This window comes from Campylobacter sp. 110 (assembly GCF_002383965.1).
Taxonomy (GTDB): domain Bacteria; phylum Campylobacterota; class Campylobacteria; order Campylobacterales; family Campylobacteraceae; genus Campylobacter_D; species Campylobacter_D coli.
In genome coordinates this window covers 17,345-41,333 of record NZ_NXBD01000048.1, presented here as the reverse complement: position 1 = coordinate 41,333, position 23,989 = coordinate 17,345, and the positions used below count along the sequence as shown (strand labels likewise).

Here is a 23,989-nt window from a genome sequence, read left to right as displayed (position 1 = left end):
TTACTTATAAAAATAATTTTAAAAATGGAAAAAATTATATTCTTTATAATTAAAAGAGAACTTAAAATGTTTTAAGTTTTATATTTTTATATAAAAATATAAAACTTACTTGCCTAAAAATACTCAATTTTTATCAAAATACTATGGTTTTATTTTTGTGTATAAAAATTCTATCGTCAAAAACCAAATCAAGGGCTTTTGAAAGTACATTTTTTTCTACATTGCGTCCAGCTTGCTGCATATCTTGCCAAGTGTATTCATGACTTACAGGCAAAACTGCTTGAGTGATAATCGGCCCTTCATCAAGATTGTTATTAACAAAATGTGCCGTAGCTCCAATAATCTTCACCCCGCGCTCAAAAGCTTGTTTATAGGGATTTGCTCCCACAAATGCAGGCAAGAAAGAATGATGGATATTAACTATCTTTCCTTCAAAATGTTTGACAAAATCAGGGGATAAAATTCTCATATATTTTGCCAAAACCAAATAATCAAATTGATATTCTTTTAAACATTCTAAAACTTGTTTTTCCTGCTCTTCGCGCTTTAAATTTTCTGCACTGATGCAATGATAAGGGATTTCAAATTTTTCTACTAAATTTTTAAGAGTGTCGTGATTAGAAATCACGGCTTTGATATTAGCCTCAAGCTCATTGCTATAATGCTTGATCAATAAATCTCCCAAACAATGGCTTTCTTTAGTAGCAAAAACAATGATATCTTTCTTTCTTTTTTCACAAAGCTCTATATAAGCTTCTTCTCCCAACATCGCCTCAAGTGTCCCAACAAAGGCTTTTTTATCAAATTCACCCTCTAAAATAGCGCGGAAAAAAAACATTTCTTCGCCCACAAATTCATCATTTTTTACTATATTGATATGATATTTAAAAATCACATCAGAAATACGATAAATCAAACCTTTTTGATCCTTGGTGCAAATTTTTAATACAGAAATCATTTAATTTAACCTTTTAATATATTCATATAATTCATTTTCTCTTGCTTCTTTAAGCTTTAAACCCAACATTTTACCATAAATTCCAGCATCAAGAAAATCTTTTGCTAAAATACTTGTTTTAAATTTATTCTCATAGAGTTTGAATTTTTTAGCCCGCTTTATGCGCTCTTCATCCCAAAGCCCAAGCCATTCCTTTAAAGGTATATCCAAAGCAATGCTTGCCAAATCAAAATCGCTCATTTTATCAAGGTAAAAGGCTTGATTTGCCTTTTTGAAATACTCTTTTTTTATTTTACTTTTTTTAAAAAATTCTTCTTTATTTAAATTAAAAAAATTTAAATACAAATACAAAAACAAAGCATCATCTTTAATCACCTTCCTACTTTGTTTAAGCAGAGCTTGAAATTCCATGCTTTTAAAAGCACTATCAAAGCCAAAAACTTCCTTTTCTATCTTAAGCTCTTGTAAGTATTTATAGCCCACTTCAAGTTTGGAGCTTTTAAAAAATTTATAAAGTTCAGCATTGATCCTATCTCTGCTAAGATCTTTTATATTCATACTTTGCATTAATTTTAAGCTTTCATCTGCTATTTTAAAATCAAATCTTGAAGCAAAAGCCACCGCTCTTAAAATTCTTAAACCATCTTCTTGAAAACTTGTTTGATCGATATGCCTTAAAATACTCTGTTTTAGATCTTTTAATCCTCCATAAAAGTCTAAAAATTCATCATTAAAAAGATTGATCATCATAGAATTTATAGTAAAATCGCGTCTTTTGGCACCTAATTTTTCATCATTGCAAATTTGCACCTCAAAACCCGTATGTCCATAACCTGTCTTATTTTCAGTTCTAGCAAGAGCAAAATCAAAATTTTTAAATTTATATACAAAAAAACTTTTTCCAAAGCCTTGTGCGCCTAGTTTTTTCATCATTTTTTCAAAATCACTAGGCGTTACATCGTAAAGCTCTATATCATAATCATAAATTTCTAAACCTAAAAATAAATCCCTTACACTCCCACCAACCAAATAAGCCCTTTGAGTATAGTGACTTAGAAAATCAATGACAAATTTTAAATCCGCATTATTTTTTAAGCTTATCTTCGATGTTTGCAAGCAAAAACTCTAAAAAATTAATAGTTAATTGAAGTCTGTGTTCCAAATTCTCCTCCTTAACACTATTTAAACCCTCAAAAAGAACCAAAATTCTTTCTCTAAGGTGTTTTAAAAATATACCTTCATTAAGAGTTTGCACCTCTGCTATAATACTAGGGTTTAAAATTTCACTTTGCAAAACAGCCTCTTCTTTAACTGGCTCTTTATTTTCTTGATTTAATTCATCTAAATTTTTTATCTCTTCTTGAATTTTTTGCTCTTCTTCAAATTTCGCCATAGAAATTTTATCTTCTAATTCTTGCTCCAAAATAGGCTCTTCCTTAAGTTCAACCGTAGGCATATCCTCTTGAATTTGAGTCTTTCTAAGCTCTTCTTGTTCTTTTAGAATTTCACTTTGCCTTCTTTGTTCTTCCATGATAGAGCTAACTTCACTGATAGTTTTCTTTGCCAAATCTTCTAAATTCATATTTTTATCAACCACCTTTTAAATTCATTGATCTCTTCATCGCTTTTCATATTTATAAAAAAATCAAGCATTTGAGTATTTAAATCCTGATGCTTAGAACGAAACCCACTAAGACGACGCACTGCATCAATTGCATTTTGGTTATTAGGATCTTCTTTTAAAATATTTTTATAAATCTCTAAAGCTTCATCCTTAAGCCCTTGGGCTTCATAAATGGAAGCTTCTGTAACTGTGTTTTTCATTATCTTTCCTAATATTTTTTTTAATTTTAGCAAAAAGCATTTTAAGTTAAACTTTATATAATACGCTAAGAGCCATTGCAAAGATAAACAAAGCGCTGATTTTATTGATTTTATCTAAATGCTTATTCATAAAGATCTTAAATATACTTCCGCCTAAAGCATAAAGACTTAAAGAACAAAATTCTATCAACAAAATAATCAAAAGCAAAATATTTACATTCACTTGAAATTTTAAAAAAGAAGGCAAGATGGAAAACATAAAAATCCATGCTTTTGGATTAGAAGATGAAGCTATAAAGCCCTGGATGATAAGAGAAAATTTTTTCTTATGGATGATTTTTTCTTGAGTAATTTGACTTTTTGATTTAAACAATACAAAAGCAATATATAAAAGATATAAAGCACCCGCTATTTGAAAAAATTTAAATAAATTTTCATATCGCAAAATAAACTCTATCCCCAAAGCACAACACAAAACCACTAATACTAATCCCACAAGCTCGCCAAATATCATCCATAAAGTATTTTTATATCCTAAAGAAAGTCCCAAGGAAAAAGCTAGGCTCATACACAATCCTGGCAGTAAAGAAACTGAAACAAAAGTCAAGATAAATAAAGTATAGTCCATTAAAACAATCTTAACACAAACATATAAAAAATAGTTCCTAAAATAATACTAAGAAGTGCATTTTTAAAAAGCAGATGTATCAAAAATACCAAAATACAAGAGACAATAAAATCAAGCCCATAAGGATAAGAATAAAAATCCACCTCATAAAAAGTATAAAAAAATAAAATGATGATGATAACTAAAGGCATATTATGCTGCACAAAAAGCAAGTGATGGTTTTCTTTTTTATTTTTAAACAAAATAAAAGCTAAAACACGAGTTAAATAAGTCGCTAAAGAAGGTGCTAAAATCGCATATAAAATATTTTTATCTAACATATTTTTTTCCAAAAATCAAAATCATCAGAGCGATAAAAATACAAAAAGCCAACATATAAGGCTTGTCTATGCAAAATAAAGCAAAAAGTGCCACAAAAGAAGAATAAAGTAAAATTTTTAAATTAGGATTTTGTTTATAAAGCTCATAAGCTAGCACAATAAAAAGGGCATTAAGACTAAATTCTACACCCGAATAATCAATATTTAAACCCTGCTTAAAATAATAACCCAAAACAGAACCTATTACCCAATAAATTTGATTCAATAAACAAACTTCAAACATAATAAGCGATCTTTGCGCACGACTAAGATTTTTGATTTTCTCTTTAATAGAGCTTAAAAGAGCAAAACTTTCATCTGTTAAAGCAAAGATAATATAGTGCCTTAGAAAATTAATGGATTTTAGCTCTTTTAAAAGTGATAAAGTATAGAAAAAATGGCGAAAATTCAATAAAAACAAAGTAAAAAAAATCATCAAAAAAGATACATTTTGCGCCACTAAAGCTACTAAAAGAAATTGCCCAGCACCTGCATAAATAAAAATTGAACTAAGCAAAATTTCAAACAAAGAAAAATCTTTACTAGCAGCTAAAATTCCAAAAGCAGCCCCTAAAGGGATATAACCCATTAAAACAGGGATAGTAAGAAGAAAGAGTTCTCTTTGCTTCATTTTTTCTCTTTGAATAAATGTTTTAGATATTCTTCTCTTTGTTTATCTAAATTTGGATCGCTTTTATGAATTTGTTGCTCTTCTTTTACTTTGACATTTTCATCATTAAAATACAAATAATCAATACCAAAAATAATAGCTATAATAATAAGCAAAGGAATTAAAAAAACCATCTAAAAGCTTTAATCAAGACATTTGATTGTAAATGCTACCATAATAACGAATATTTTCAGCATTTTCATTTTTTTCTATAGTTTGTATCGCTCCGCTATTTATAGCTTTTTGGATATCTTTATCCAAATATTGATAAGAAAAAACCATATTTATACTGATAATATGAGGTAATTTTTCAAGCATTTTGTAAGACTCAAGCTCTTTTTCTAAACTTTCACTTTCTATCACAACGATGATTTTTTCATTCTCACAAAGCTCTATTGAACATGAAGGAATTTTTAAGATTTCTTTTTTTAATTCATCTATATGTTGTACTTTAGCTACGATCAAAACGCTAGAAAGATTCATCTAAACTCCTAAATACAATTTTATCTCCAAAGCCTGAGATAATCAATTCTCTTTCGTTGATAAAAATGATAATTTCACTCATTAAATTTTCATCCTTGAAAATTCTAACAGTTTTTAGGGTATTTGTATCAAAAACCTCATTAAAACCCTCTTCATTATCACTATACGCAGCCAATTTCCCACTAGGACTTAAAGCGCAAGTATAGATTAAAAAATCTTTTTGCAAAAAAGTTTGCTCTTCATTTTTTACCAAACCTATACGCCTATCTGTGCCGCAACTTATAAGAGTATCATTTTTAAAATCAACTTGATAGATATTATCTTTGTGCATTTTATCATAGTTTTTTAATATTTTCCAACTTTTCAAATCAAAAAGTTCCACCTCCCCACTTTCAAATCCTGCTATAAACTTGGTTTTTTCTTCATTTAAAGCTGCATCATTTAAACTAGAATGAGAGAATTTAAACTCATTTATACGCTTTAAATCCTTATCAACAAGCTCTATTTTAGAACCCAATAAAACCAAAAGATAGGTATTTTCATCTATAAAAAAAGCCTCTTTAACACTGCTTTCTTGAAGTGTTTGAATTTGAAGATTGTTATTATAAAGGCTTAAATTTTTTGCTCCAAAATCGCCTTCGCTAAGTATCAAAAGAGAATTTTGATAAACATCGATATTATAAATTCTAGCAAAATCACCCTCATAATAATTTTTAATTTTAGGCAAAGATAAAAGTTCTTTTAAACTTTTATCTTTTAGATTATACTCATAAATCTCACCCTTATCAGTGCCTATATACAGCTCCTGCTGATCAAGCTTTAAAGCTGTAATATTTGAATTAAGCTTTAGCTCATAAGCAGGAGATAAAATATATAAAAAGCTTAAAATGAAAAGAATTTTTTTCATTATTTTACTCAACACCTTCATTAATTACATCGATTAAATTAGAACGATTTTTCAAGCCTTCATTTTTAAATTCAGCCTTAAAACTATTTCCAACCAAAGGTTTTGCATCACTTTGTGGAACATGACATTGGGTACAATTAAAGCGCGAATCACTGATCGCATCTCCTGTGGTTTTATTAGTCCTAAAATCATAATAATGACTCGCAGGAAGAGGAGTTGCGCCAACATCGGTTGCAATTGCTTTATCATGGCAACTAAGGCAGGTGTTATTATCCTTAGTAATAGGCAACATATCCTCAATAGTATGCGAAATAAGCGGTGGTGCATTTTCAAAAGAACGCTCAAAAAGCACAGATTCACCTGGCTGTAAAGCAGTAAAACTAGCATCGACCAAAGCTACCTTATTTTCATTTTCCAAACTTGCTTTCCTAAGTCCAATTTGCTCTGAACTCACCCCACTATTTAACGCACAAGCGACTAAAAACATTATAGCAACGCTTCCTAGTAAAATCGTTTTCTTTTTCATTATTTTTTCCTTAAATCAAATATATTAAAATTTAAAGCATCATCGTTACACACTTCTACACAGCGTCCACATCTTATACATTCCCCCGAATTTACACTCGCGCTTTCTTTAGCTATCATCCAAAGAACTTGTTTTTCAGGACAAATTCCAATACATTTATAACACTTAGTGCAATTTTGATGATTGTGCTTGATTTTTAAAAGCGCAAAACGAGAAATAAGAGCATAAAAAGCTCCTAAAGGACACAAATGCGAACATATCGCTCTAGGACTTAAAAAAGCATCTATACAAAAAAGTATAAAAGCTATAAATATCCAAGAAGTGGTGCCAAAAATAATCCCTCTATGTATAATGCCTATATAAGACATACTTTCAAATACAGGCAAAGACAATACAAAAGAAAGAATTAAACTCAAAGCTAAAATATAATATCTTAAATTTTTACTTAAGATTAAAACCTTACTCTGTTTAAAAGCCATTTTAGAGCGAACAAAGGCAGCAAAATCGGTAATCAAATTTACAGGGCATACCCAAGCACAAAAAGCACGACCTAAGAAAACTCCATAAAGAATTAAAACGATCAAAGCTCCCATAAGTGCCATTAAATCTATGCTAAAACTTGCTAAATAAATTTGAATCACTGCAAAAGGATCGCTTAAAGGCAGGGTATCAAAAAGCCTAGAAGAACTTAAATTTCCTTTTAAGATAAAATCCGTAGCCTTAAAACTAAAAAGAGCTAAAATTCCGATTTGAACGATGCGTCTAGCGATTAAATACCTCATCAAAATTCTCCCTCATTTAAATAATTTGTTGCCTTTTTAGCATCAAAATATTTAGAAGTATCTGCATCTTTTATACGATCTTCATCCTCTTGATCCCAGCCCTTTACATAATGCGAACCAGCCTTACCTAAAACATACTCGCGTGGTAAAACATGAATAGCAGGCTTTTCTGTAATACACGCAAGCTCGCAAAGCCCACAGCCTACGCATACTTCATGATCAACACTAGGCAATAAAAAGGCGTGCTTAGCAGTGCGCTCATTGCGTTTAAGTTCAAGTTTTAAAGCCCTATCTATCAAAGGACAAGCTCTATAACAAGCATCACACTGAATTCCCCAATGCGCTACACAAGAAGCACTATCTACGATCGCAATACCCATTTTTAAAGATTCTATACCCTGCTCTAAATGTTTTTTATCCAAAGCATCGGTTGGACATTCCTTAATACATGGTATGTCCTTGCAAAGATAACAAGGAATTTCTCTAGCCTTAAAAAAAGGAGTTCCGTTTTTTGCACCATCTAACAAAGTAGCAAGTTTTAAAGTATTGTATGGACAGGCTTTTACACACAAACCACAACGAATACATTTGCTTAAAAATCTCGCCTCATCTTCAGCTCCTGGTGGCCTCAAGGCGTAATCATCGTCAGCCTTTAAGCTTAAATTTGCCAAAAATCCACCCGCGGTACAAAGACACAAACCTTTAAAAGCACTAGCAAAAAATTCTCTTCTATCTTTCATCAAATCAAACCTTTATCTTAAGCTTTATAGATTTTTACCGCACATTTTTTAAAGTCAGTTTGCTTAGAAAGTGGGCAAGTTGCATCTAGAGTAACTTTATTGATATAAACATTCTCATCAAACCAAGGCACATAAACAAGTCCTACAGGTGGTTTGTTTCTGCCACGCATATCTACTCTTGCTTTTACTTTACCACGACGCGATTCTACCCAAACTAAATCTCCTTGATTTAAACCTAATTTTTCACCATCTTTTTCACTCATATAACAAAGTGCTTCTGGAACAGCACGGTAAAGCTCTGGCACACGCATAGTCATAGTCCCACTATGCCAATGCTCTAAAACCCTTCCAGTTGAAAGCCAGAATGGATACTCTTCATTTGGTCTTTCAGGTGCTTTCATAAATGGTCTAAAGAAAATTTTAGCTTTATTTTCAATACTATGTTCTTTTTCATCCTTAGGAGCTATCAAATCCCCATTGGTAAGCATTTTATTAAATTCACCATAGAAAGCAAAATCTGAATTTGGAGCAGCTTTTTTGGCATAATAATCAAATTTAGTATTAAATCTCCATTGTGTTTCTTTGCCATTTACCACTGGCCATCTTAAACCTCTTACTTGATGATAAGTGTTAAAATCAGCCAAATCATGACCATGACCTAAGCCGAATTTACGATACTCTTCCCAAAGATATTTTTGAACAAAAAAGCCATATCCTTTAAATTCTTTTCCATCACTGCCTTGAATTTTTCTTTCATCACCCTTAACTTCACTATTGTCATAATCTTTCATAACAGCATCATTTGAAGTAAAGCTTTTTGCTTCTTTATTGGCAAATAAAACATCAAAAAGCGTATCATCTTCGCTATAACCCATAGCTTTTGCTTCTTCTAGTACACTTGGTAAAGTAAGCTTATCATCTACTTTTTGTTCTTTCCAAACCTCTTTAAGCTTAAAGCGTTTTGCAAATTCTAAAATTTGCCAAGTATCACTCATAGCAGCACCTACAGGTAAAACTTGTTGTTTCCAGTGTTGAGTTCTTCTTTCAGCATTACCATAAGCACCCCATTTTTCATAAATCATCGCACTTGGCAAGATAAGATCGGCTACTTTTGCTGAAATTCCAGGATAACAATCACTCACAACGATAAAATTATCCATATCTCTAGCTGCTGTGATCCAGTGATTTGCATTTGCGGTATTTTGCCATGGATTATTTACTTGAACCCAAGCAAATTTAATTTTACCATCCTCTAAATCCCTCATAATACCAAGATAAGGCGAACCTGGTTTTGGATTGATTGTTTTTGCAGGCACTTTCCAAATTTTTTCTGAAATTTCTCTGTGTTTTGGATTTGCCACGACCATATCTGCAGGCAAGCGGTGAGAGAATGTTCCTACCTCTCTAGCAGTTCCACAAGCACTTGGTTGTCCTGTTAAAGAGAAAGCCCCACTACCTGGCTTAGCTTGTTTGCCAAGTAAAAAATGCACCATATAAGCTTGTTCATTTACCCAAGAGCCTCTTGTGTGTTGGTTAAAGCCCATGGTCCAAAAGCTCACTACTTTACGATTTTTTTCTATATATAAATTAGCCAATTCTTGGAGTTTTTTCTTAAAATCTTCTAAAGATTCATTATCATCACCCTTGGCTACTTTTGCGGTATATTCTAAAGTATAAGGCGCTAAACCTTTTTTGAATTCTTCAAAAGAAATTTCCCAATTCTTATCAGCTACGCCTTGATGTTTCATTTCAAATTTATCACCCGCTTTCACACCAAGATAAGAAAGAGAGGTTGCTTCTTCTTCATCTAAAATGATTGCATTTTCTTTTGCAACGGTATCTTTTTCGCTTTCTTTAAATTTAGGATGGTTTGGATTATTTCTCATGCCATAACCAATATCTGCATAACCTGTTGCAAATACACAATGATCTTTAATGAATTTTTTATCCATAGCTTCAGGATGATTATAAACAATCTCTCTTGCTATATAGTTCCAAATAGCTAAATCTGTATTAGGTTTAAAAATGATTTCAATATCAGCAATATTTGAAGTACGATTAGAAAAAGTGCTTAAATTCACAACTTTAACTTTGTCAAGATTGCTTAGCTTTCTATCGCTAACTCTTGACCAAAGTATAGGGTGCATTTCAGCCATATTTGCCCCCCAAGTGATGATAGTATCGGTAAGTTCTATATCATCATAACAGCCTGATGGCTCATCCACACCAAAAGTTTGCATAAAACCAACCACAGCAGAAGCCATACAATGTCTTGCATTTGGATCGATATTATTTGTTCTAAAACCCGCTTTTGCAAGTTTTAAAGCCGCATAGCCTTCTTGGATAGTATATTGCCCACTACCAAAAATCCCTATACCTGTAACGCCGAGTTCATTGTAGGCTTTTTTAAATTGTTTTTCCATCTCATCAAAAGCTCTTTGCCAGGAAACTTGCTTGAATTTTCCTTTTTTGTCAAATTCTCCCTTATCATTCATACGAAGCAAAGGCATAACAAGACGATCTTCTCCATACATGATTTTAGCGTTAAAATATCCTTTAATACAATTAAGACCACGATTTACAGGAGCAGCAGGATCACCTTTGATTGCTACAATTTTGCCATCTTTTCTAGCTATCATAATTCCACAGCCCGTTCCGCAAAATCTACAAACGGCTTTATCCCATTTCCATTCTTCCTCTTGTGCGCCAAATACTGGGCTTGGGACACTAAGACCTGCAACACTAGCAGCACTCGCAATAGCGGTATTTTTAATAAAATCCCTTCTATTCATACTCTAATCCTCCAAAATAATAAAAATCGTTTTATTATAAAAAATAGAAAATAAAATTATCTTGAATTTTTTGCAAAAAATAATAATTTAAAAGCCCTATTTTATAGGACTTTTATTGTCCTTTTATCATTTTTGAAATAATAAGATTATAAAAAAATAAAACAGGCTAGAAAACTCTAATCTAATAAAAATATAAAATAATGTTTGATAAATGATTTTGTTTGAAAAGCTAAGAAAGTAGCCCCATTGGGGGCTTTATATGTAGAAAATTAATGACAACCGCATCCGCCGCAGCAGCTAGAGCCACCAAAAAATGCATCAAGTTTTGCGATGTCTGGCATTTCTGTCACTTCACTTACTAATTCTTTATAAGCGATTTTACCATCTTTGATTACAAATACAGCACGAGCTAAAAGACCTTCTAGTGGACCTTCACCAATTAAAACGCCATATTTTTCTCCAAATTCTTTTGCTACAAAATCGCTAGCAACACTTAGATTTTCTATACCTTCAGTACTACAAAATCTACCCATAGCAAAAGGTAAATCCATACTTACAACCACAACTTCAGCTCCATTGTAGCTTGCTACTTTTTTGTTAAATTCTCTTGCTTCAGTTGCGCAAACTGGAGTATCTAAGCTTGGAAGACTTAAAACAATTTGTGTTTTACCTGCAGCACCAATTTCAATCGTGCTTAAATCTTTAGCTTTAAGTCCTACTTTAGGAGCATCTGCTCCAACTTCTACTGAATTTCCTTTAAGTTTTACTGGGCTTCCTTTAAAATTTACTGAACTCATTTTGTCATCCTTTATTTTTATAAATTGAAACATTTTTGTAATTTTAATGTTTCGAAAATTATTATATCTTAATAATTATTATTAATTCTTTAAATACTCAGCTTAAAATCACTCAACTTCATTCCAAGCATGTTTTTTCCAAATTTTTTGAGCTTCTTTACTTTGAATAAATTTCACAAATTCTAAAGCTTGTTTATTTTGGAGTCCTTTTTTGGTAGGAATGATTTCAGCCAAACGATAAACTGTTGCTTCTTCATCTTCGATAAATAAAGCCTTATCTCCTAAAACCTTAGCCCAATGCGACCAAATGATTAGGGCATCTATGTTTGAATTTTTATTCCACTCATCTATAGCTATTTTAGAATTTTTAGCATAAACTTTAATATTTTTACGCAACTTGACTAAATTTTCTCTTTTGCCATTTTTTAAAGCCATATCTTCATAAAGTCCAACTTGACCCGCACCATCAACAACCATAACATTTACATTATCTTTTAAAATATCCTCAAAACTTTTGATATTTTTTGGATTATTAGGGCGCACAATGATACCTGAAGGGCGCGTATTTAAAACAACCGAATCTTCCAAATTTAAACTAGGAATTCTCTTGATAAATCCATCCATCATAGAAGTATTACCCGAAAAAATCAAATCCGCATCTTTTCTAGCCTTTTTAAACCATGATGAGGTAGGACCTGCAGTCACTACAACTTTTTCTTTAGTTTTTTCTTCAAATTTCAATGCTAGTTCTTTCATAACCGGCGCAGGACCGCCAGGACCATAAACTAAAACTTCAGCATTTAAAAAACTTGCCGCAATTAAGCTTAAAAATAAATATTTTTTCATATTTTAAACCTTTCTTTCAATGATATTTATTTTGAAAGAAAATGTTATCAATCTATGGTTAACTCTCCCTTGCAAAGCCCCGCTTCTACAAGAAAACGCGAAGGCGTAAAAGCAGTTTTTTTATTTTTATCGTATTTTGCATAGCTAAGATAAAGTATATTTTTAGCCCTTGTTACTGCGACATAAAAAAGCCTTCTTTCTTCTTCCAAGCTTCCGCCCATGCTCATAAGTTTTTGATTAGGAAAACGCCCTTGTGCAAGATCGATTACAAATACCAAATCAAATTCCAAACCCTTGCTTGCATGCACGCTGAGTAAATTTACACCCTTGCCATTGCTTATTTCACTCGCACCTAGAGTTAAAAAATTATAATATTTATAAATATCACTATAATTTTTAGTGAGTTCTTTTAAAACATTAAATTTCGTTTCTATCTTTTCTAAATTTTCTTTTTTTCTTAAAAGATCCACTTGCCCTGCTTTATTTGTCGCTCTTTTGATGGCTAATTCTTCGCAAATTTCCTTATAAAAAGAATTTTCACAAATTAAATTAACCAGTACTAAAGAATGTTTTGTTTCCATAGCTTTTTTTAAGAAAAAATAAATTTTTTCTAAATTTTTAGCACATAAATCATTAATCTTTGAAAGTTTTAAGATAGGATGAGCATTGAACTCACTCTCAAATTTAAAACGATTTTCACTGGCTAGTTCTTCTAAGTCTGCAAAAAGCCCAAGCTGGTAATTTCTTTTTTGATGGTTTTGCAAATTTACACTTTTATCAGGTTCTAAAAAACCCCTTATCAAGCTACCATGACCTAATTTTAAAAGAGCGTCAAAAATTTCCTTTGCTAAAACCCCGCCTACTCCTTTGGTGTATTGAACTAAATGAATAAATGCCATGATATCCTTAGGATTTACCACAAGAGCAAGTATAGCGCTAAAGGCTTTAACCTCCAAGCTTTCAAAAAAACTCCCGCTGCCTTTTCTCACACTTGCAATCCCTTGCTCTCTTAAAGCCACCTCGATACCATCTGCACTCGAATTATTGCGAAAAATAACAGCAATTTCTTCCAAACTCACTCCACTAGTAAGTATCATTTTGGCTATATTTTGATATTGATCAAACAATTCTTCAAAAGTCAGTAAAGAAGGGGCTTTAAATTCATCTTTTCTTGTAACTATAAGCTCCTTTGGATAGAGTCTTTCGTTGTTTAAAATTACCTTATTTGCCAAAGCTAGAATACTTCTTGAAGAACGGTAGTTTTTGTTTAGAGAAAAAATTTGAGCATCCTTAAAACGCTGCTTAAATCCACCTATTATGTTAATATCTGCACCATTAAAAGCATAAATACTTTGATCATAATCCCCCACACAAAATAAGCTCTTACTCTCAAAAGCCTCGATTAAAGAACTCTGAAGCGCATTAGTATCTTGATATTCATCTACCAAAATTTCATCAAATTCGTATTTTTTTTCATTTAAAAGAGTTTTTAAATTCAAAAGTAAATCGTTAAAATCCACATAATTAAAACGCTTTTTTTCTTCACTGTATTCTTTTAATATATCTTCATAAATTTCTGCATAAATACTTTGATCTTCATAATTTACGCAAAACCAATGGTAAAAATCTTGATCATAAGCCTTGTTTTGAAATAAAGAATATATATCATATAAATAGCTTGACTGATAAGGTTTTATATCACTTAAATGTCTAAAGGTTCTTTTTTCATAAACACTTTTAAGTAGGGTTTTTAACTCACTGGCTTGTTTTAAAACCACATCTTTATTTGCGCCTTTAAGCAAGGTATAGGCTGTGCTATGAAAAGTTCCTGCTAGGATTTTTCCTGTAATGTTTTTATCAAAATATTTCCCCAAACGGCTTATCATTTCTTTACTGGCTTTATTAGTAAAAGTCAAAAGCATGATTTTTTGCGGCGATACACCTTGGCTTAAAAGATAAGAAATTCTTGCAACTATGGTAGAAGTTTTTCCTGTCCCCGCGCTTGCTATGATCAGATTGTGTCCAAAATTTGCAGTAGCGGCAAGATATTGTTCATTATTTAATTTTGAAAGTGGCATTATTTTCCTTATAAAAGTTAAAATTATAAAAAAAAATTACTTAAAAATATAAAAATTTAAAATTACTTTATATTAGATTATAGTACAATGCTAAAATTATTTAACTTTCTATTTTTAAGGGATAGCAAATGAATTTGAAAATTTTTTCTATTATTGTTGGCATATTAATTGCTGTTATTGTAATATTAGGTGGAACCTATTATTATCTTTTTGAATATTCAAAACCAAAGAATTACACCTTAAATACCAACACTTACACCGAACAAAAATCGTATACCAATAACTACGATAATCCCTATTCACCCTCGATCCAAACCAACAATAGTTCATCAAATGTAAATACTAATAACAATACCATCCAAAAGCAAGAAACAAACCCATTATTAGATGAAAATCAAAGCTTAAATAACGATACATTTAATACATCAATAAGCGAAAACAATCAAAGCTTAAATAATGACACCAATACAAGTAATAATATTAATACAAATGAAAATAAGCAAATTTTAGATACGGATAAAGGAAAATTAAAACAAGAAAATAAACAAGCCAAAATAGAAGCTCTTAAAAAAGAAATCAGTAAACAACAAAAGATCTTAGAAAGAGAAAGAGCTGTAAAAAAAGAACTTCAATCAAACAAATCAAACAAAAATAAATATCTAAATACCGCTAGAGAGTATCTAAACATAGGAAAAAACAGTCGTTTAGAACCTGAGCTTAGCACAGAAAATATGAAAGTTTATATTTTAGATGGAAAATTTTTAAGCCAATACAGGATCAATCTGTTAAAAGATATGCTAAGCGTTATACAAGATAATGCAAAAGATTACTATCTAAGTGTTTTTGTTAAAATGCTACCAAAAGGAGAAATGAAATTAACTATCTATAACAAAGAAATTATCTTTTCAGATATGAAAAAAGCTTATAAATATATTAGTTTAGATAGATTAAGCCCATATTTAAACAATCCAAAAGAATTAAATGAACATGTAGCACGTGAAGAAATTTTAGAAAGACTTAAACTTCAAATTAAAAAAGATGGCAAAGGAAGTGATTTTTCTAAACATATCAAAAGTTTGAAAACTGGACTTAATACAGCACAATATTTCTTCCCGTTTTGTGAAATTATAGAAATTAGCTCTATTAAATAAGCTAAAACAATAAAGGCAAATAATGTATGATAAAAATTTAGAAAAAGAGTATTATCAAATTTGCGAAGAACGCGGATATTTTGAAATCGATGGCAATAAAACCATACAAGAAAAAAATAAAAATTTTTGTATCATGATGCCACCACCTAATGTAACAGGCGTTTTACACATAGGCCATGCTTTAACCTTTACTTTGCAAGATATTATGACACGATATAAGAGAATGGATGGCTATAAAGTTCTTTATCAACCAGGGCTTGATCACGCAGGTATTGCCACTCAAAATGTTGTAGAAAAACAACTTCTTGCTCAAGGCATTAAAAAAGAAGAATTGGGTCGCGAAAAATTTATAGAAAAAATTTGGGAATGGAAAGAACAAAGCGGTGGAAAAATCCTAGATCAAATGAGAACTCTAGGAATTACTCCTGCTTGGAGCCGCTTGCGTTTTACTATGGATGAAGGCTTAGCAAATGCTGTAAAAAAAGCTTTTGTGGAACTTTACGATAAAAAACTTATCGTGCGTGGAAACTATATGATCAATTGGTGCACTCACGATGGGGCTTTAAGCGACATAGAAGTAGAATACAAAGAAAACAAAGGCAAACTTTATCATATAAAATATTATTTAAAAGATAGTGATGAATACCTAGTCGTAGCTACAACGCGTCCTGAAACTTTTTTTGGTGATACTGCAGTCATGGTTCATCCTGATGATGAGCGTTATAAACAATTTATAGGAAAAGAACTGATCTTGCCTTTGAGCAATAAAGCTATTAAAATCATAGCTGATGAACATGTAGAAAAAGAATTTGGAACAGGGGTTGTAAAGGTCACCCCTGCTCATGATATGAATGACTATGAAGTAGGACTTAGACATAATTTAGAATTTATAAGTGTTTTTGATGAAAAAGGAATTTTAAACGAGCATTGTTTGGAATTTAAAGGCTTAGAACGCTTAGAAGCTAGAGATAAAATTGTAGCTAAACTGGATAGTCTTGGCTTTATAGATAAAATAGAAGAACATAACAATCAAGTAGGATATTGCTATCGTTGCAACAATGTAGTCGAGCCTTATATTTCAAAACAATGGTTTGTAAAACAAGAAATTGCCAAAGAGAGTATAGAAAAAGTAGCCCTTGGTGAAAGTAAATTTTACCCAAGCCATTGGGTTAATAGCTTTAATGCTTGGATGAAAGATTTAAAGGCTTGGTGTATTTCAAGACAGCTTTGGTGGGGGCATCAAATTCCTGTGTATTATTGTGAATGCTCGCATGAATGGGCAAGTCAAGATACACCAAAAGCTTGTCCAAAATGTGGAAGTCATAATTTTAAACAAGATGAAGATGTACTCGATACTTGGTTTTCTTCGGGACTTTGGGCAATAAGCACACTTGGATGGGGAAATGATACTTGGGGAAAAGATAAAATCTGGTTTGAAGAAGATTTAAAAGAATTTTATCCTAATTCTTTATTGATAACCGGTTTTGATATTTTGTTTTTCTGGGTAGCTAGAATGATGTTTCAAAGTACAAATACTTTAGGGGTTTTACCTTTTAAAGATATTTATTTACACGCTCTTGTTAAAGATGAGCAAGGTAGAAAAATGAGTAAGAGTCTTGGAAATGTTATCGATCCAAATGAAAGCATTAAAGAATATAGCGCCGATATCTTGCGTTTCACCTTAGCCTTGCTTGCTATACAAGGACGCGATATCAAGCTTAGCAATGACAAACTTTTACAAGTTAGAAATTTCACAAATAAAATCTATAATGCGACAAATTATCTACTTTTAAATGAAGAGCAATTTGAAGACTTAGAAAAGATAGAACTTAAAAGCGCATTAGCTCAATTTGTTTATTCTAGATTTCAAGATTGTGTAAAAAATGTGAGAGAAAATTTAGATAATTATCGCTTTAATGATGCTGCAAACACACTTTATAAATTCTTCTGGGATGATTTTTGCGATTGGGGGATAGAACTTAGCAAAGCTCAAAAAGAATCAGTAAAAGAACTAGGAAGCATTTTCAAAGAGGCTTTAAAACTTTTAAATCCTTTTATGCCATTTATCAGTGAGTATCTGTATCACAAGCTTAGTAAAAGTGAACTTGAAACAAGTGCCTCCATAATGATAAGCAAATACCCACAATTTCATGCAAAAAATTCTAATATAGAAGAAATTTTCTCTTTGATCATAGAAAGCATTGTTAGCATACGCCGCGCTAAAAGCCTTGTGGATTTAGGAAATTCAAAAATAGAAAAAGCCTATATTAAACTAAATGATAAAAAAATGCAAGATGAAATCAAATCCTATATGAAGTTCATCACCATGCTTGCTAAATGTGAAAATATAGAATTTACAGAAAACAAACTACAAAAAGCTATTTGCGATGTAAGTGAAAATTTAGAAATTTTCATCACGCTTGATAATGTAGATTTAAGCGGTATTTTAACAAGGCTTGAAAATCAAAAAACAAAGCTAGAAAAAGAAAGTACCAAACTAAATGCTATGTTATCAAATGAAAAATTTATTGCCAATGCACCTAAAGAAGTCGTAGAACAGAATAAAGAAGCTTTGGCAAATTTAAATACTCAGCTTGAAAAAATATCAGCTGAACTAGCAAATTTAAAAGGTTAAAAACTTTGATAAAAATACAAAATTTAAAAAAATATTACGGAAAAGAACTGGTTATCAATGATGTTTCTTTGGAGATAAAAAAAGGTGAAATCTATGCTATCGTAGGACACAGCGGTGCTGGAAAATCCACTCTTTTAAGATGTATCAATGGACTTGAAAGCTATCAAGAAGGAAGTTTAAAAGTGCTTGATGCTGAAATAAAAGATCTGAGTCAAAATAATCCTAAAAAGCTTAGAATGTTAAGAAAAGATATAGGTATGATTTTTCAAAATTTTGCCTTAATGGAAAGAAAAAATGTATTTGAAAATGTTGCAATGCCTTTAAGAATGCATTATAGCCAATGCAAAATTTATTCTAAGCTTTTTGGCAAAGAATATATGAGCGAAAAAGATTTAAATCAAAAAGTCAATTCTTTGCTTGATGTTGTAGGGCTTGATCATAAAAACAAAGCCTACCCTAGAGAACTTAGTGGGGGGCAAAAACAACGCGTGGCCATTGCTAGAGCCTTGACTTTAAATCCTAAAATTTTACTTAGTGATGAAGCCACTTCAGCTCTTGATCCCAATACAACAAAAAATATTTTAGAACTCATTGCTAAAATCAATGCTGAATTTGGAATAACCGTGGTTTTAGTCACACACGAAATGGATGTTGTAAAAGATGTTGCTCAAAAAGCTTTACTTTTAGAACATGGACAAATCATAGGAAGTGGCGCAATTGATGAGCTCTTTTTAAAACCTAATGAAAAAATGAAAGAATTTTTGGGCGAAAGTGATTTCTTGCCTTCAACAGGTTTAAATATCAAGCTTTACTTCCCAAAAGAAGTAGCGCAAAATAGTATTATTACGCATATGGCAAGAACTCTTAATATCGATTTTAATATTGTTTGGGGTAAAATTGAAAAGCTTAATGGAAATGCTTTGGGAAATCTAGTGATTAATATCGATCAAAAGGATAAAAGTAAAGTTCTTAATTATATAGAACAAAGTGGGGTTTTATGGGAGGTAGTATCATGAATGAAGTGTCTATATTTGATGCATTTTTAGGAAGAATTTCACAATTTTTTACTGAATTTTCTTGGCAAGGTATCAAAGAGGTATCTCTAAATTCCATCAGCACCTTTGCACAAAACTATGAAAATATTTTAAAACCTGCTTTAAATGAAACTATTTATATGAGTTTAATGGCTGTATTTTTTGGTTTTATTTTAGCTATAATTCCTGGAATTTTACTTGCTATTTGGGATAAAAATGGTATCAAGCATAATAAAATCGCTTATGCGGTTTTAGATTTTATCACCAATCTTTTAAGAGCTTTTCCTTTTCTTATATTGATTGTTGTGCTTTTACCTCTTTCTAAAATTATAGTGGGCACTAGTATTGGCACAAATGCAGCCATAGTTCCTTTAGCTATAGGTATAGCACCTTATTTGGCAAAGATGTTAGAAAGTGCTTTTAAGGAAGTAGATCATGGCATTATAGAAGCTGCAAAAAGCTACGGTGCAAGCAATACTCAAATCATCTTTAAAGTGATTTTTAACGAATCCTTGCCAAATATTATTAGCGGTATAACTTTGACTTTGATTTTTACCATAGGTTTTTCAGCTCTTGCAGGAACTGTCGGTGGTGGCGGACTTGGAGATGTAGCGATTCGCTATGGTTATGAACGCTTTAATAAAGAAATCATGATTCAAACGGTAGTTATCTTACTTGTATTGGTACAATTGGTTCAAATTTTAGGCAATTTATTTTACACTTGGGCTAAAAATAGCAAAACTTTATACATTCTTGCTACTTTAATAGCCTTATTTGTAATTAGCATAATCATCAACATAAACAACGATGAAAGTTTTGTTTGGCAAGCAATTATTTTAATCGTTCTTGCTCTGTGTTTTATTTATAAATTCCTTAAAAAATAAAAAATTAAATCCGGTTTTAATTTAAATATAAGTTTTTTTAAGTAGAATAAGCCAAGAAATTTTTAAAAGGATTAACAGATGATGCCTCAGATGCGCTAGTCTGACTATCAAGAGTTCTCATAATGCTTCTTCCTGATAGTCAGAGTGATTAAGATTAAAGCAAGCACAAAAATGACTATATAAGGAAATTAAAATGAATATCAAAAATTTAATCGTAGCAAGTTTTTTAGGTTTGGCTGTAAATTTAACAGCCGCAGAAACTATCAGTATCGCAGCAACTCCAGTTCCTCATGTTGAAATATTAGAGCAGGTAAAACCTGAACTAGAAAAACAAGGTTATAAACTCGAAATCAAAGAATTTACAGACTATGTTTTACCTAATTTGGCTGTAGACAGCGGAGAAGTGGATGCGAATTTCTTTCAACACACACCTTATTTAGAAGAATTTAACAAAAGCAAAGGTACCAAACTCACTAAAGTAGCAAATGTACATATTGAACCTATGGCTGTTTATTCTAAAAAATATAAAAGTTTAGATGATATTAAAGAGGGTGTTACCATAGCTATACCAAACGATCCAACTAATGAAAGCAGAGCTTTAGATATTATTGCAAAAAAAGGTTTGGTAGAATTTAAAGAAAAAGCTCTTAAAACTCCACTTGATATCACAACAAATCCAAAAAAGATAAAATTCGTAGAGCTTAAAGCTGCGCAACTTCCAAGAGCTTTAGATGATGTTGATTTTGCTGTAATTAATTCTAATTATGCACTTTCTGCAAATCTAAACCCAGCTCAAGATGGCGTATTTATAGAAGATAAAGAAAGCCCTTATGCAAACATCCTTGTAGTAAAAACAGGAAATGAAAATGATCCTAAAATCCAAGCTTTAGCAAAAGCTCTACAAAGTGAGAAAGTTAAACAATTTATCATCGAAAAATACAAAGGCTCAATTCTACCTGCATTTTAATCCTTGTCCCTTTTTTAGGGACTCTTCTTTTTTTAATCGCCAAAGGAGTTTTTTATGAAATTATTTAAAATTATTTTATTATTTTGCTTACTGAATTTAAGTCCTATATTTGCCAAAACCATAACCATAGGAGCTACACCAAATCCCTTTGCAAGCTTGCTAGAAAAAGTTAAAGATGATTTTAAAGATAAGGGTTATGAATTAAAAATAATAGAATTTTCTGATTATATACTGCCTAATAGAGCCTTAGAAGAAAAAGAACTTGACGCAAATTTATATCAGCACAAACCCTTTTTAGAAGAATACAATGCTCAAAAAGGCACAAATTTAACCCCAACAACGCCTGTTGTCATCGCACCAGTAGGAATTTATAGCAAAACAATTAAAGATTTAAAGAATCTTAAAAAAGGTGCTAGGGTTGCTATACCTAATGACGCTACAAATGAGAGTAGAGCTTTGGAGCTTTTAGAAAAAGCTGGCTTGATTGAGTTAAATCAAAATACTCTTAAAACCCCATTAGATATAAAGAAAAATCCTAAAAATCTTAAATTTATAGAACTAAAAGCAGCACAACTCCCAAGAGCTTTAGATGATGTGGATATTGCTGTGATTAATTCTAATTTTGCGCTTGGAGCTGGACTGAATCCGATTAAAGATACCATCTTTAGAGAAGATAAAAATAGCCCTTATGTAAATTATGTTGTGGTTCGTTTTGAAGATAAAGACAATGAAAAAACTAAAATCATAGATGAAATTTTAAGAAGTAATAAATTTAGAAATATTATTGATGAGCACTATAAAGATGTGCTAATCCCTGCATTTTAAGGAGTTTTTATGAAATTTAAAAAAATATTACTGAGTGTTTTTTGCATAACAAGTTTTCTCTTTGGAGCCGAAAAGAGTATCATTATAGGAGCAACGCCTACTCCTTATGCTGAAATCTTAAATTTTGCAAAACCTATTTTTAAAGAAAGAGGTTGGAATCTTGAAGTAAAAGAATTTAGTGATTATAATATACCTAATATCTCGCTTAATGAAAAAGATTTAGATGCAAATTTATATCAACACAAACCCTTTTTAGAGGATTTTAACGCTCACAAAGGCACAAAATTAAGTTCTTTGGGTTCTATTGTTTTAGTTCCTATGGCTATTTATTCTAATGATATTAAAGATATTAAAAATATCCCAAATGGTGCTAAAATTGCTATTCCAAATGATGCTACCAATGAAAGTAGAGCTTTGGATTTGCTTGCTAAAGCTGGTTTGATCGAATTTAAAACTTCAAACACTCTTAAAACCCCGATTGATATCAGTAAAAATCCTAAAAATCTTAAATTTATAGAGCTAAAAGCCGCACAACTTCCAAGAGCTTTAAATGATGTAGATTTAGCAGTCATTACGACAAATTATGCTCTTGGCGCAGGACTTAATCCTCTAAAAGATGGAATTTTTATAGAGGATAAAGACAGCTTATATGCTATAGTTCTGGCAGTAAGACAAGGTAATGAAAAAAACGAAAAAAGTCTAATTCTTAAAGAAATTCTAACCAGTGATAAAATAAAAAATTTCATCAATGAGCAATACAAAGGCTCTGTTATACCTACTTTTTAATCCAAGCAAAGCCTTTAAAGGCTTTGTAAATTTGTATTGGGTAAAATATAAAAGATTAATACCATATTAGGCTAGCAATGAGAATTATATCTTTTATTTTTTTTGTTTTTATTGGTTTAAGTCATGGTGCAAATTTAGAAGAGATTAAAACTGCACTTGCCAAAGAATTTAAAAACAATTTTCCAAGTTTAATCATCAAAAATATCGATTTAAAAATCACTACCCTACCCAAAGACTTTGAACAATATCAATTTATAAGAATAGCCAATGCTCGTTTTAACCAAGCGCAAGGATTCGTAAGAGCTGAATTTAAAACTCCGCAAAATATACAAAAAAATGTATTTTTTAGATATTTCATTCAAGCAAATTTAGAAGTTTTAAAAAGCGAACGCGCTATAAAAAGAGGAGATAAACTTGGAGCTTTTGACTATAAAAGCGTATTGATTGATTTTGATAAAGTTCCTTTAAATGCCTTAACCTTAGATGATGTGTATAATCTTGTAGCTAAAAGCAATATTAACAAAAACACCATTTTGAGAGCAAATATGTTTAAAACCACAGCTTTAATACGCCGAAATGATCCTATAATCGGGGTTTTAAGCGAAGCAAATGTTGATGTTTTAATCGAACTTGTGGCTTTGCAAAGTGCAAATATGGGCGAAAGGATTCGTGCAAAAAACAAAGAAGGTAAAGTTATGCAAGGTATCGTAGTGGGTAAAAATAGGATGATTATACAATGAAAGTTTTATTGGGAATTTCTGGTTCAAGCAGTGTCAATTTAGGCTTAAAATTATTAAAAAATTTAGAAAATCAATGCGAACTTTATTGTATTTTAACCCAAGGTGCAAAACTTAGCTTCAAAACTGAAAATCAAGCAAATTTAGAAGAAATTTGTCAAGAAAATTTTAAATACACTCATTTTTTAGATGATAAAAATTTAAGTCTAAGTGTAGCAAGTGGATCTTTTGGAATAGAAAAAACCATCATTGCTCCTTGTTCGATTTCAAGTTTAGCAAAAATTCACGCTGGTTTTGCAGACACTCTTTTAATGCGTGCTGCAGCAGTAGCCCTAAAAGAAAGAAAAAAACTCATCTTAGGGGTACGTGAAATGCCTTTTTCTACTTTAAATTTAGAACATATGTTAAAACTTAGCCAAATGGGAGTTATCATCGCCCCTCCTATTATCGCAAGCTATTCTCATGCTAGTAATTTAGAACAAATGGAAAATTTTATCATAGGAAAATGGCTAGATCTTTTAGGAATTTCTCATAATTTATACGAAAGATGGCAGAATTTTTAGCTTAAATTTGTTATATT

General features: G+C 31.2%; 26 protein-coding genes. 9 read left to right on the top strand and 17 right to left on the bottom strand.

Going from position 1 to position 23,989, the window contains the following annotated elements:
- Positions 1-133 precede the first annotated feature (133 nt).
- From purU to BGS43_RS06760, 17 genes are all read right to left on the bottom strand, one after another.
- The gene (purU, locus tag BGS43_RS06840; RefSeq protein ID WP_002797988.1) at positions 134-958 is read right to left on the bottom strand and encodes a formyltetrahydrofolate deformylase; all 825 of its coding nucleotides are present in this window, start codon (positions 956-958) and stop codon (positions 134-136) included.
- Positions 959-2,074: a CCA tRNA nucleotidyltransferase gene (locus tag BGS43_RS06835; protein ID WP_044600519.1), complete on the bottom strand. Its 1,116-nt coding sequence runs from the start codon at positions 2,072-2,074 to the stop codon at positions 959-961. It abuts the gene before it with no gap.
- The gene (gene ciaD, locus BGS43_RS06830; protein ID WP_002797992.1) at positions 2,043-2,540 is read right to left on the bottom strand and encodes an effector protein CiaD; all 498 of its coding nucleotides are present in this window, start codon (positions 2,538-2,540) and stop codon (positions 2,043-2,045) included. The genes BGS43_RS06835 and ciaD overlap by 32 nt, the downstream gene beginning before the upstream one ends.
- A complete protein-coding gene (locus tag BGS43_RS06825) occupies positions 2,537-2,785 on the bottom strand; it encodes a tetratricopeptide repeat protein (protein WP_087721326.1) in 249 nt (82 codons plus the stop codon). Before BGS43_RS06825 ends, ciaD begins: the two co-directional genes overlap by 4 nt.
- 43 nt (positions 2,786-2,828) lie before the next feature.
- Positions 2,829-3,410: a LysE family translocator gene (locus tag BGS43_RS06820; RefSeq protein ID WP_023361878.1), complete on the bottom strand. Its 582-nt coding sequence runs from the start codon at positions 3,408-3,410 to the stop codon at positions 2,829-2,831.
- Entirely contained in the window at positions 3,410-3,730 is a 321-nt protein-coding gene (locus BGS43_RS06815; protein WP_096569293.1) for a branched-chain amino acid transporter permease, read from the bottom strand. The genes BGS43_RS06820 and BGS43_RS06815 overlap by 1 nt, the downstream gene beginning before the upstream one ends.
- A complete protein-coding gene (locus BGS43_RS06810; RefSeq protein ID WP_002776685.1) occupies positions 3,720-4,400 on the bottom strand; it encodes an AzlC family ABC transporter permease in 681 nt (226 codons plus the stop codon). The genes BGS43_RS06815 and BGS43_RS06810 overlap by 11 nt, the downstream gene beginning before the upstream one ends.
- Positions 4,397-4,573: a hypothetical protein gene (locus BGS43_RS09880; protein ID WP_002820060.1), complete on the bottom strand. Its 177-nt coding sequence runs from the start codon at positions 4,571-4,573 to the stop codon at positions 4,397-4,399. The genes BGS43_RS06810 and BGS43_RS09880 overlap by 4 nt, the downstream gene beginning before the upstream one ends.
- Before the next feature lie 13 nt (positions 4,574-4,586).
- Positions 4,587-4,922, bottom strand: a complete 336-nt coding sequence (locus tag BGS43_RS06800; RefSeq protein WP_096569287.1) for a chaperone NapD — start codon at positions 4,920-4,922, stop codon at positions 4,587-4,589.
- Entirely contained in the window at positions 4,909-5,829 is a 921-nt protein-coding gene (locus tag BGS43_RS06795; protein WP_002780405.1) for a WD40 repeat domain-containing protein, read from the bottom strand. The genes BGS43_RS06800 and BGS43_RS06795 overlap by 14 nt, the downstream gene beginning before the upstream one ends.
- Before the next feature lie 4 nt (positions 5,830-5,833).
- The gene (locus BGS43_RS06790) at positions 5,834-6,358 is read right to left on the bottom strand and encodes a nitrate reductase cytochrome c-type subunit (RefSeq protein ID WP_096569284.1); all 525 of its coding nucleotides are present in this window, start codon (positions 6,356-6,358) and stop codon (positions 5,834-5,836) included.
- Positions 6,355-7,140 carry a quinol dehydrogenase ferredoxin subunit NapH gene (napH, locus tag BGS43_RS06785; RefSeq protein ID WP_072219708.1) on the bottom strand — a complete coding sequence of 262 codons (786 nt, stop codon included), beginning with the start codon at positions 7,138-7,140 and terminating at the stop codon, positions 6,355-6,357. Before napH ends, BGS43_RS06790 begins: the two co-directional genes overlap by 4 nt.
- Complete coding sequence (gene napG / locus BGS43_RS06780) at positions 7,137-7,877, bottom strand: ferredoxin-type protein NapG (RefSeq protein ID WP_096569281.1); 741 nt, start codon at positions 7,875-7,877, stop codon at positions 7,137-7,139. The genes napH and napG overlap by 4 nt, the downstream gene beginning before the upstream one ends.
- 17 nt (positions 7,878-7,894) lie before the next feature.
- A complete protein-coding gene (gene napA, locus BGS43_RS06775) occupies positions 7,895-10,669 on the bottom strand; it encodes a periplasmic nitrate reductase subunit alpha (protein WP_057032438.1) in 2,775 nt (924 codons plus the stop codon).
- A gap of 269 nt (positions 10,670-10,938) precedes the next feature.
- Complete coding sequence (gene tpx, locus BGS43_RS06770; RefSeq protein WP_025398879.1) at positions 10,939-11,466, bottom strand: thiol peroxidase; 528 nt, start codon at positions 11,464-11,466, stop codon at positions 10,939-10,941.
- Between the two features lie 108 nt (positions 11,467-11,574).
- Entirely contained in the window at positions 11,575-12,312 is a 738-nt protein-coding gene (locus BGS43_RS06765) for a substrate-binding domain-containing protein (protein WP_044600793.1), read from the bottom strand.
- 47 nt (positions 12,313-12,359) lie between these two features.
- Positions 12,360-14,390 (bottom strand): ATP-dependent helicase, encoded by a 2,031-nt coding sequence (locus BGS43_RS06760; RefSeq protein ID WP_096569277.1) that lies wholly within the window; start codon positions 14,388-14,390, stop codon positions 12,360-12,362.
- A 128-nt stretch (positions 14,391-14,518) separates the two neighbouring features.
- Between BGS43_RS06760 and BGS43_RS06755 the strand changes: the two genes are divergently transcribed.
- The 9 genes from BGS43_RS06755 (at position 14,519) to BGS43_RS06715 (ending at position 23,972) form a co-directional block, all read left to right on the top strand.
- Positions 14,519-15,541: a hypothetical protein gene (locus BGS43_RS06755; RefSeq protein WP_002918812.1), complete on the top strand. Its 1,023-nt coding sequence runs from the start codon at positions 14,519-14,521 to the stop codon at positions 15,539-15,541.
- 22 nt (positions 15,542-15,563) lie between these two features.
- Entirely contained in the window at positions 15,564-18,176 is a 2,613-nt protein-coding gene (locus BGS43_RS06750; protein ID WP_096569274.1) for a valine--tRNA ligase, read from the top strand.
- Positions 18,177-18,181: 5 nt separating this feature from the next.
- Positions 18,182-19,192, top strand: coding sequence for a methionine ABC transporter ATP-binding protein (locus BGS43_RS06745; RefSeq protein WP_025398875.1), 1,011 nt, complete (start codon positions 18,182-18,184; stop codon positions 19,190-19,192).
- A complete protein-coding gene (locus tag BGS43_RS06740; protein WP_002776665.1) occupies positions 19,189-20,094 on the top strand; it encodes a methionine ABC transporter permease in 906 nt (301 codons plus the stop codon). Before BGS43_RS06745 ends, BGS43_RS06740 begins: the two co-directional genes overlap by 4 nt.
- 193 nt (positions 20,095-20,287) lie before the next feature.
- Positions 20,288-21,061, top strand: a complete 774-nt coding sequence (locus tag BGS43_RS06735; protein WP_002825979.1) for a MetQ/NlpA family ABC transporter substrate-binding protein — start codon at positions 20,288-20,290, stop codon at positions 21,059-21,061.
- Between the two features lie 54 nt (positions 21,062-21,115).
- Positions 21,116-21,886 (top strand): MetQ/NlpA family ABC transporter substrate-binding protein, encoded by a 771-nt coding sequence (locus BGS43_RS06730; RefSeq protein ID WP_002776657.1) that lies wholly within the window; start codon positions 21,116-21,118, stop codon positions 21,884-21,886.
- A gap of 9 nt (positions 21,887-21,895) precedes the next feature.
- Positions 21,896-22,672, top strand: a complete 777-nt coding sequence (locus BGS43_RS06725) for a MetQ/NlpA family ABC transporter substrate-binding protein (RefSeq protein ID WP_096569270.1) — start codon at positions 21,896-21,898, stop codon at positions 22,670-22,672.
- Between the two features lie 77 nt (positions 22,673-22,749).
- Positions 22,750-23,412, top strand: a complete 663-nt coding sequence (flgA, locus tag BGS43_RS06720; RefSeq protein ID WP_002826298.1) for a flagellar basal body P-ring formation chaperone FlgA — start codon at positions 22,750-22,752, stop codon at positions 23,410-23,412.
- Positions 23,409-23,972, top strand: coding sequence for a UbiX family flavin prenyltransferase (locus BGS43_RS06715; RefSeq protein ID WP_002826300.1), 564 nt, complete (start codon positions 23,409-23,411; stop codon positions 23,970-23,972). The genes flgA and BGS43_RS06715 overlap by 4 nt, the downstream gene beginning before the upstream one ends.
- Positions 23,973-23,989: the final 17 nt, after the last annotated feature.

What these genes read in the sequence shown, in the direction of transcription:
- BGS43_RS06795 (WP_002780405.1), bottom strand. Translation starts at nt 5,829, where the DNA reads ATGAAAAAAATTCTTTTCATTTTAAGCTTTTTATATATTTTATCTCCT.
- napG (WP_096569281.1), bottom strand. Translation starts at nt 7,877, where the DNA reads ATGAAAGATAGAAGAGAATTTTTTGCTAGTGCTTTTAAAGGTTTGTGT.
- purU (WP_002797988.1), bottom strand. Translation starts at nt 958, where the DNA reads ATGATTTCTGTATTAAAAATTTGCACCAAGGATCAAAAAGGTTTGATT.
- BGS43_RS06735 (WP_002825979.1), top strand. Translation starts at nt 20,288, where the DNA reads ATGAATATCAAAAATTTAATCGTAGCAAGTTTTTTAGGTTTGGCTGTA.
- BGS43_RS06725 (WP_096569270.1), top strand. Translation starts at nt 21,896, where the DNA reads ATGAAATTTAAAAAAATATTACTGAGTGTTTTTTGCATAACAAGTTTT.
- napA (WP_057032438.1), bottom strand. Translation starts at nt 10,669, where the DNA reads ATGAATAGAAGGGATTTTATTAAAAATACCGCTATTGCGAGTGCTGCT.
- ciaD (WP_002797992.1), bottom strand. Translation starts at nt 2,540, where the DNA reads ATGAATTTAGAAGATTTGGCAAAGAAAACTATCAGTGAAGTTAGCTCT.
- BGS43_RS06740 (WP_002776665.1), top strand. Translation starts at nt 19,189, where the DNA reads ATGAATGAAGTGTCTATATTTGATGCATTTTTAGGAAGAATTTCACAA.
- BGS43_RS06715 (WP_002826300.1), top strand. Translation starts at nt 23,409, where the DNA reads ATGAAAGTTTTATTGGGAATTTCTGGTTCAAGCAGTGTCAATTTAGGC.
- BGS43_RS06815 (WP_096569293.1), bottom strand. Translation starts at nt 3,730, where the DNA reads ATGTTAGATAAAAATATTTTATATGCGATTTTAGCACCTTCTTTAGCG.
- BGS43_RS06730 (WP_002776657.1), top strand. Translation starts at nt 21,116, where the DNA reads ATGAAATTATTTAAAATTATTTTATTATTTTGCTTACTGAATTTAAGT.
- BGS43_RS09880 (WP_002820060.1), bottom strand. Translation starts at nt 4,573, where the DNA reads ATGGTTTTTTTAATTCCTTTGCTTATTATTATAGCTATTATTTTTGGT.
- flgA (WP_002826298.1), top strand. Translation starts at nt 22,750, where the DNA reads ATGAGAATTATATCTTTTATTTTTTTTGTTTTTATTGGTTTAAGTCAT.
- BGS43_RS06800 (WP_096569287.1), bottom strand. Translation starts at nt 4,922, where the DNA reads ATGAATCTTTCTAGCGTTTTGATCGTAGCTAAAGTACAACATATAGAT.
- BGS43_RS06760 (WP_096569277.1), bottom strand. Translation starts at nt 14,390, where the DNA reads ATGCCACTTTCAAAATTAAATAATGAACAATATCTTGCCGCTACTGCA.
- BGS43_RS06820 (WP_023361878.1), bottom strand. Translation starts at nt 3,410, where the DNA reads ATGGACTATACTTTATTTATCTTGACTTTTGTTTCAGTTTCTTTACTG.
- BGS43_RS06765 (WP_044600793.1), bottom strand. Translation starts at nt 12,312, where the DNA reads ATGAAAAAATATTTATTTTTAAGCTTAATTGCGGCAAGTTTTTTAAAT.
- tpx (WP_025398879.1), bottom strand. Translation starts at nt 11,466, where the DNA reads ATGAGTTCAGTAAATTTTAAAGGAAGCCCAGTAAAACTTAAAGGAAAT.
- BGS43_RS06810 (WP_002776685.1), bottom strand. Translation starts at nt 4,400, where the DNA reads ATGAAGCAAAGAGAACTCTTTCTTCTTACTATCCCTGTTTTAATGGGT.
- BGS43_RS06750 (WP_096569274.1), top strand. Translation starts at nt 15,564, where the DNA reads ATGTATGATAAAAATTTAGAAAAAGAGTATTATCAAATTTGCGAAGAA.
- BGS43_RS06755 (WP_002918812.1), top strand. Translation starts at nt 14,519, where the DNA reads ATGAATTTGAAAATTTTTTCTATTATTGTTGGCATATTAATTGCTGTT.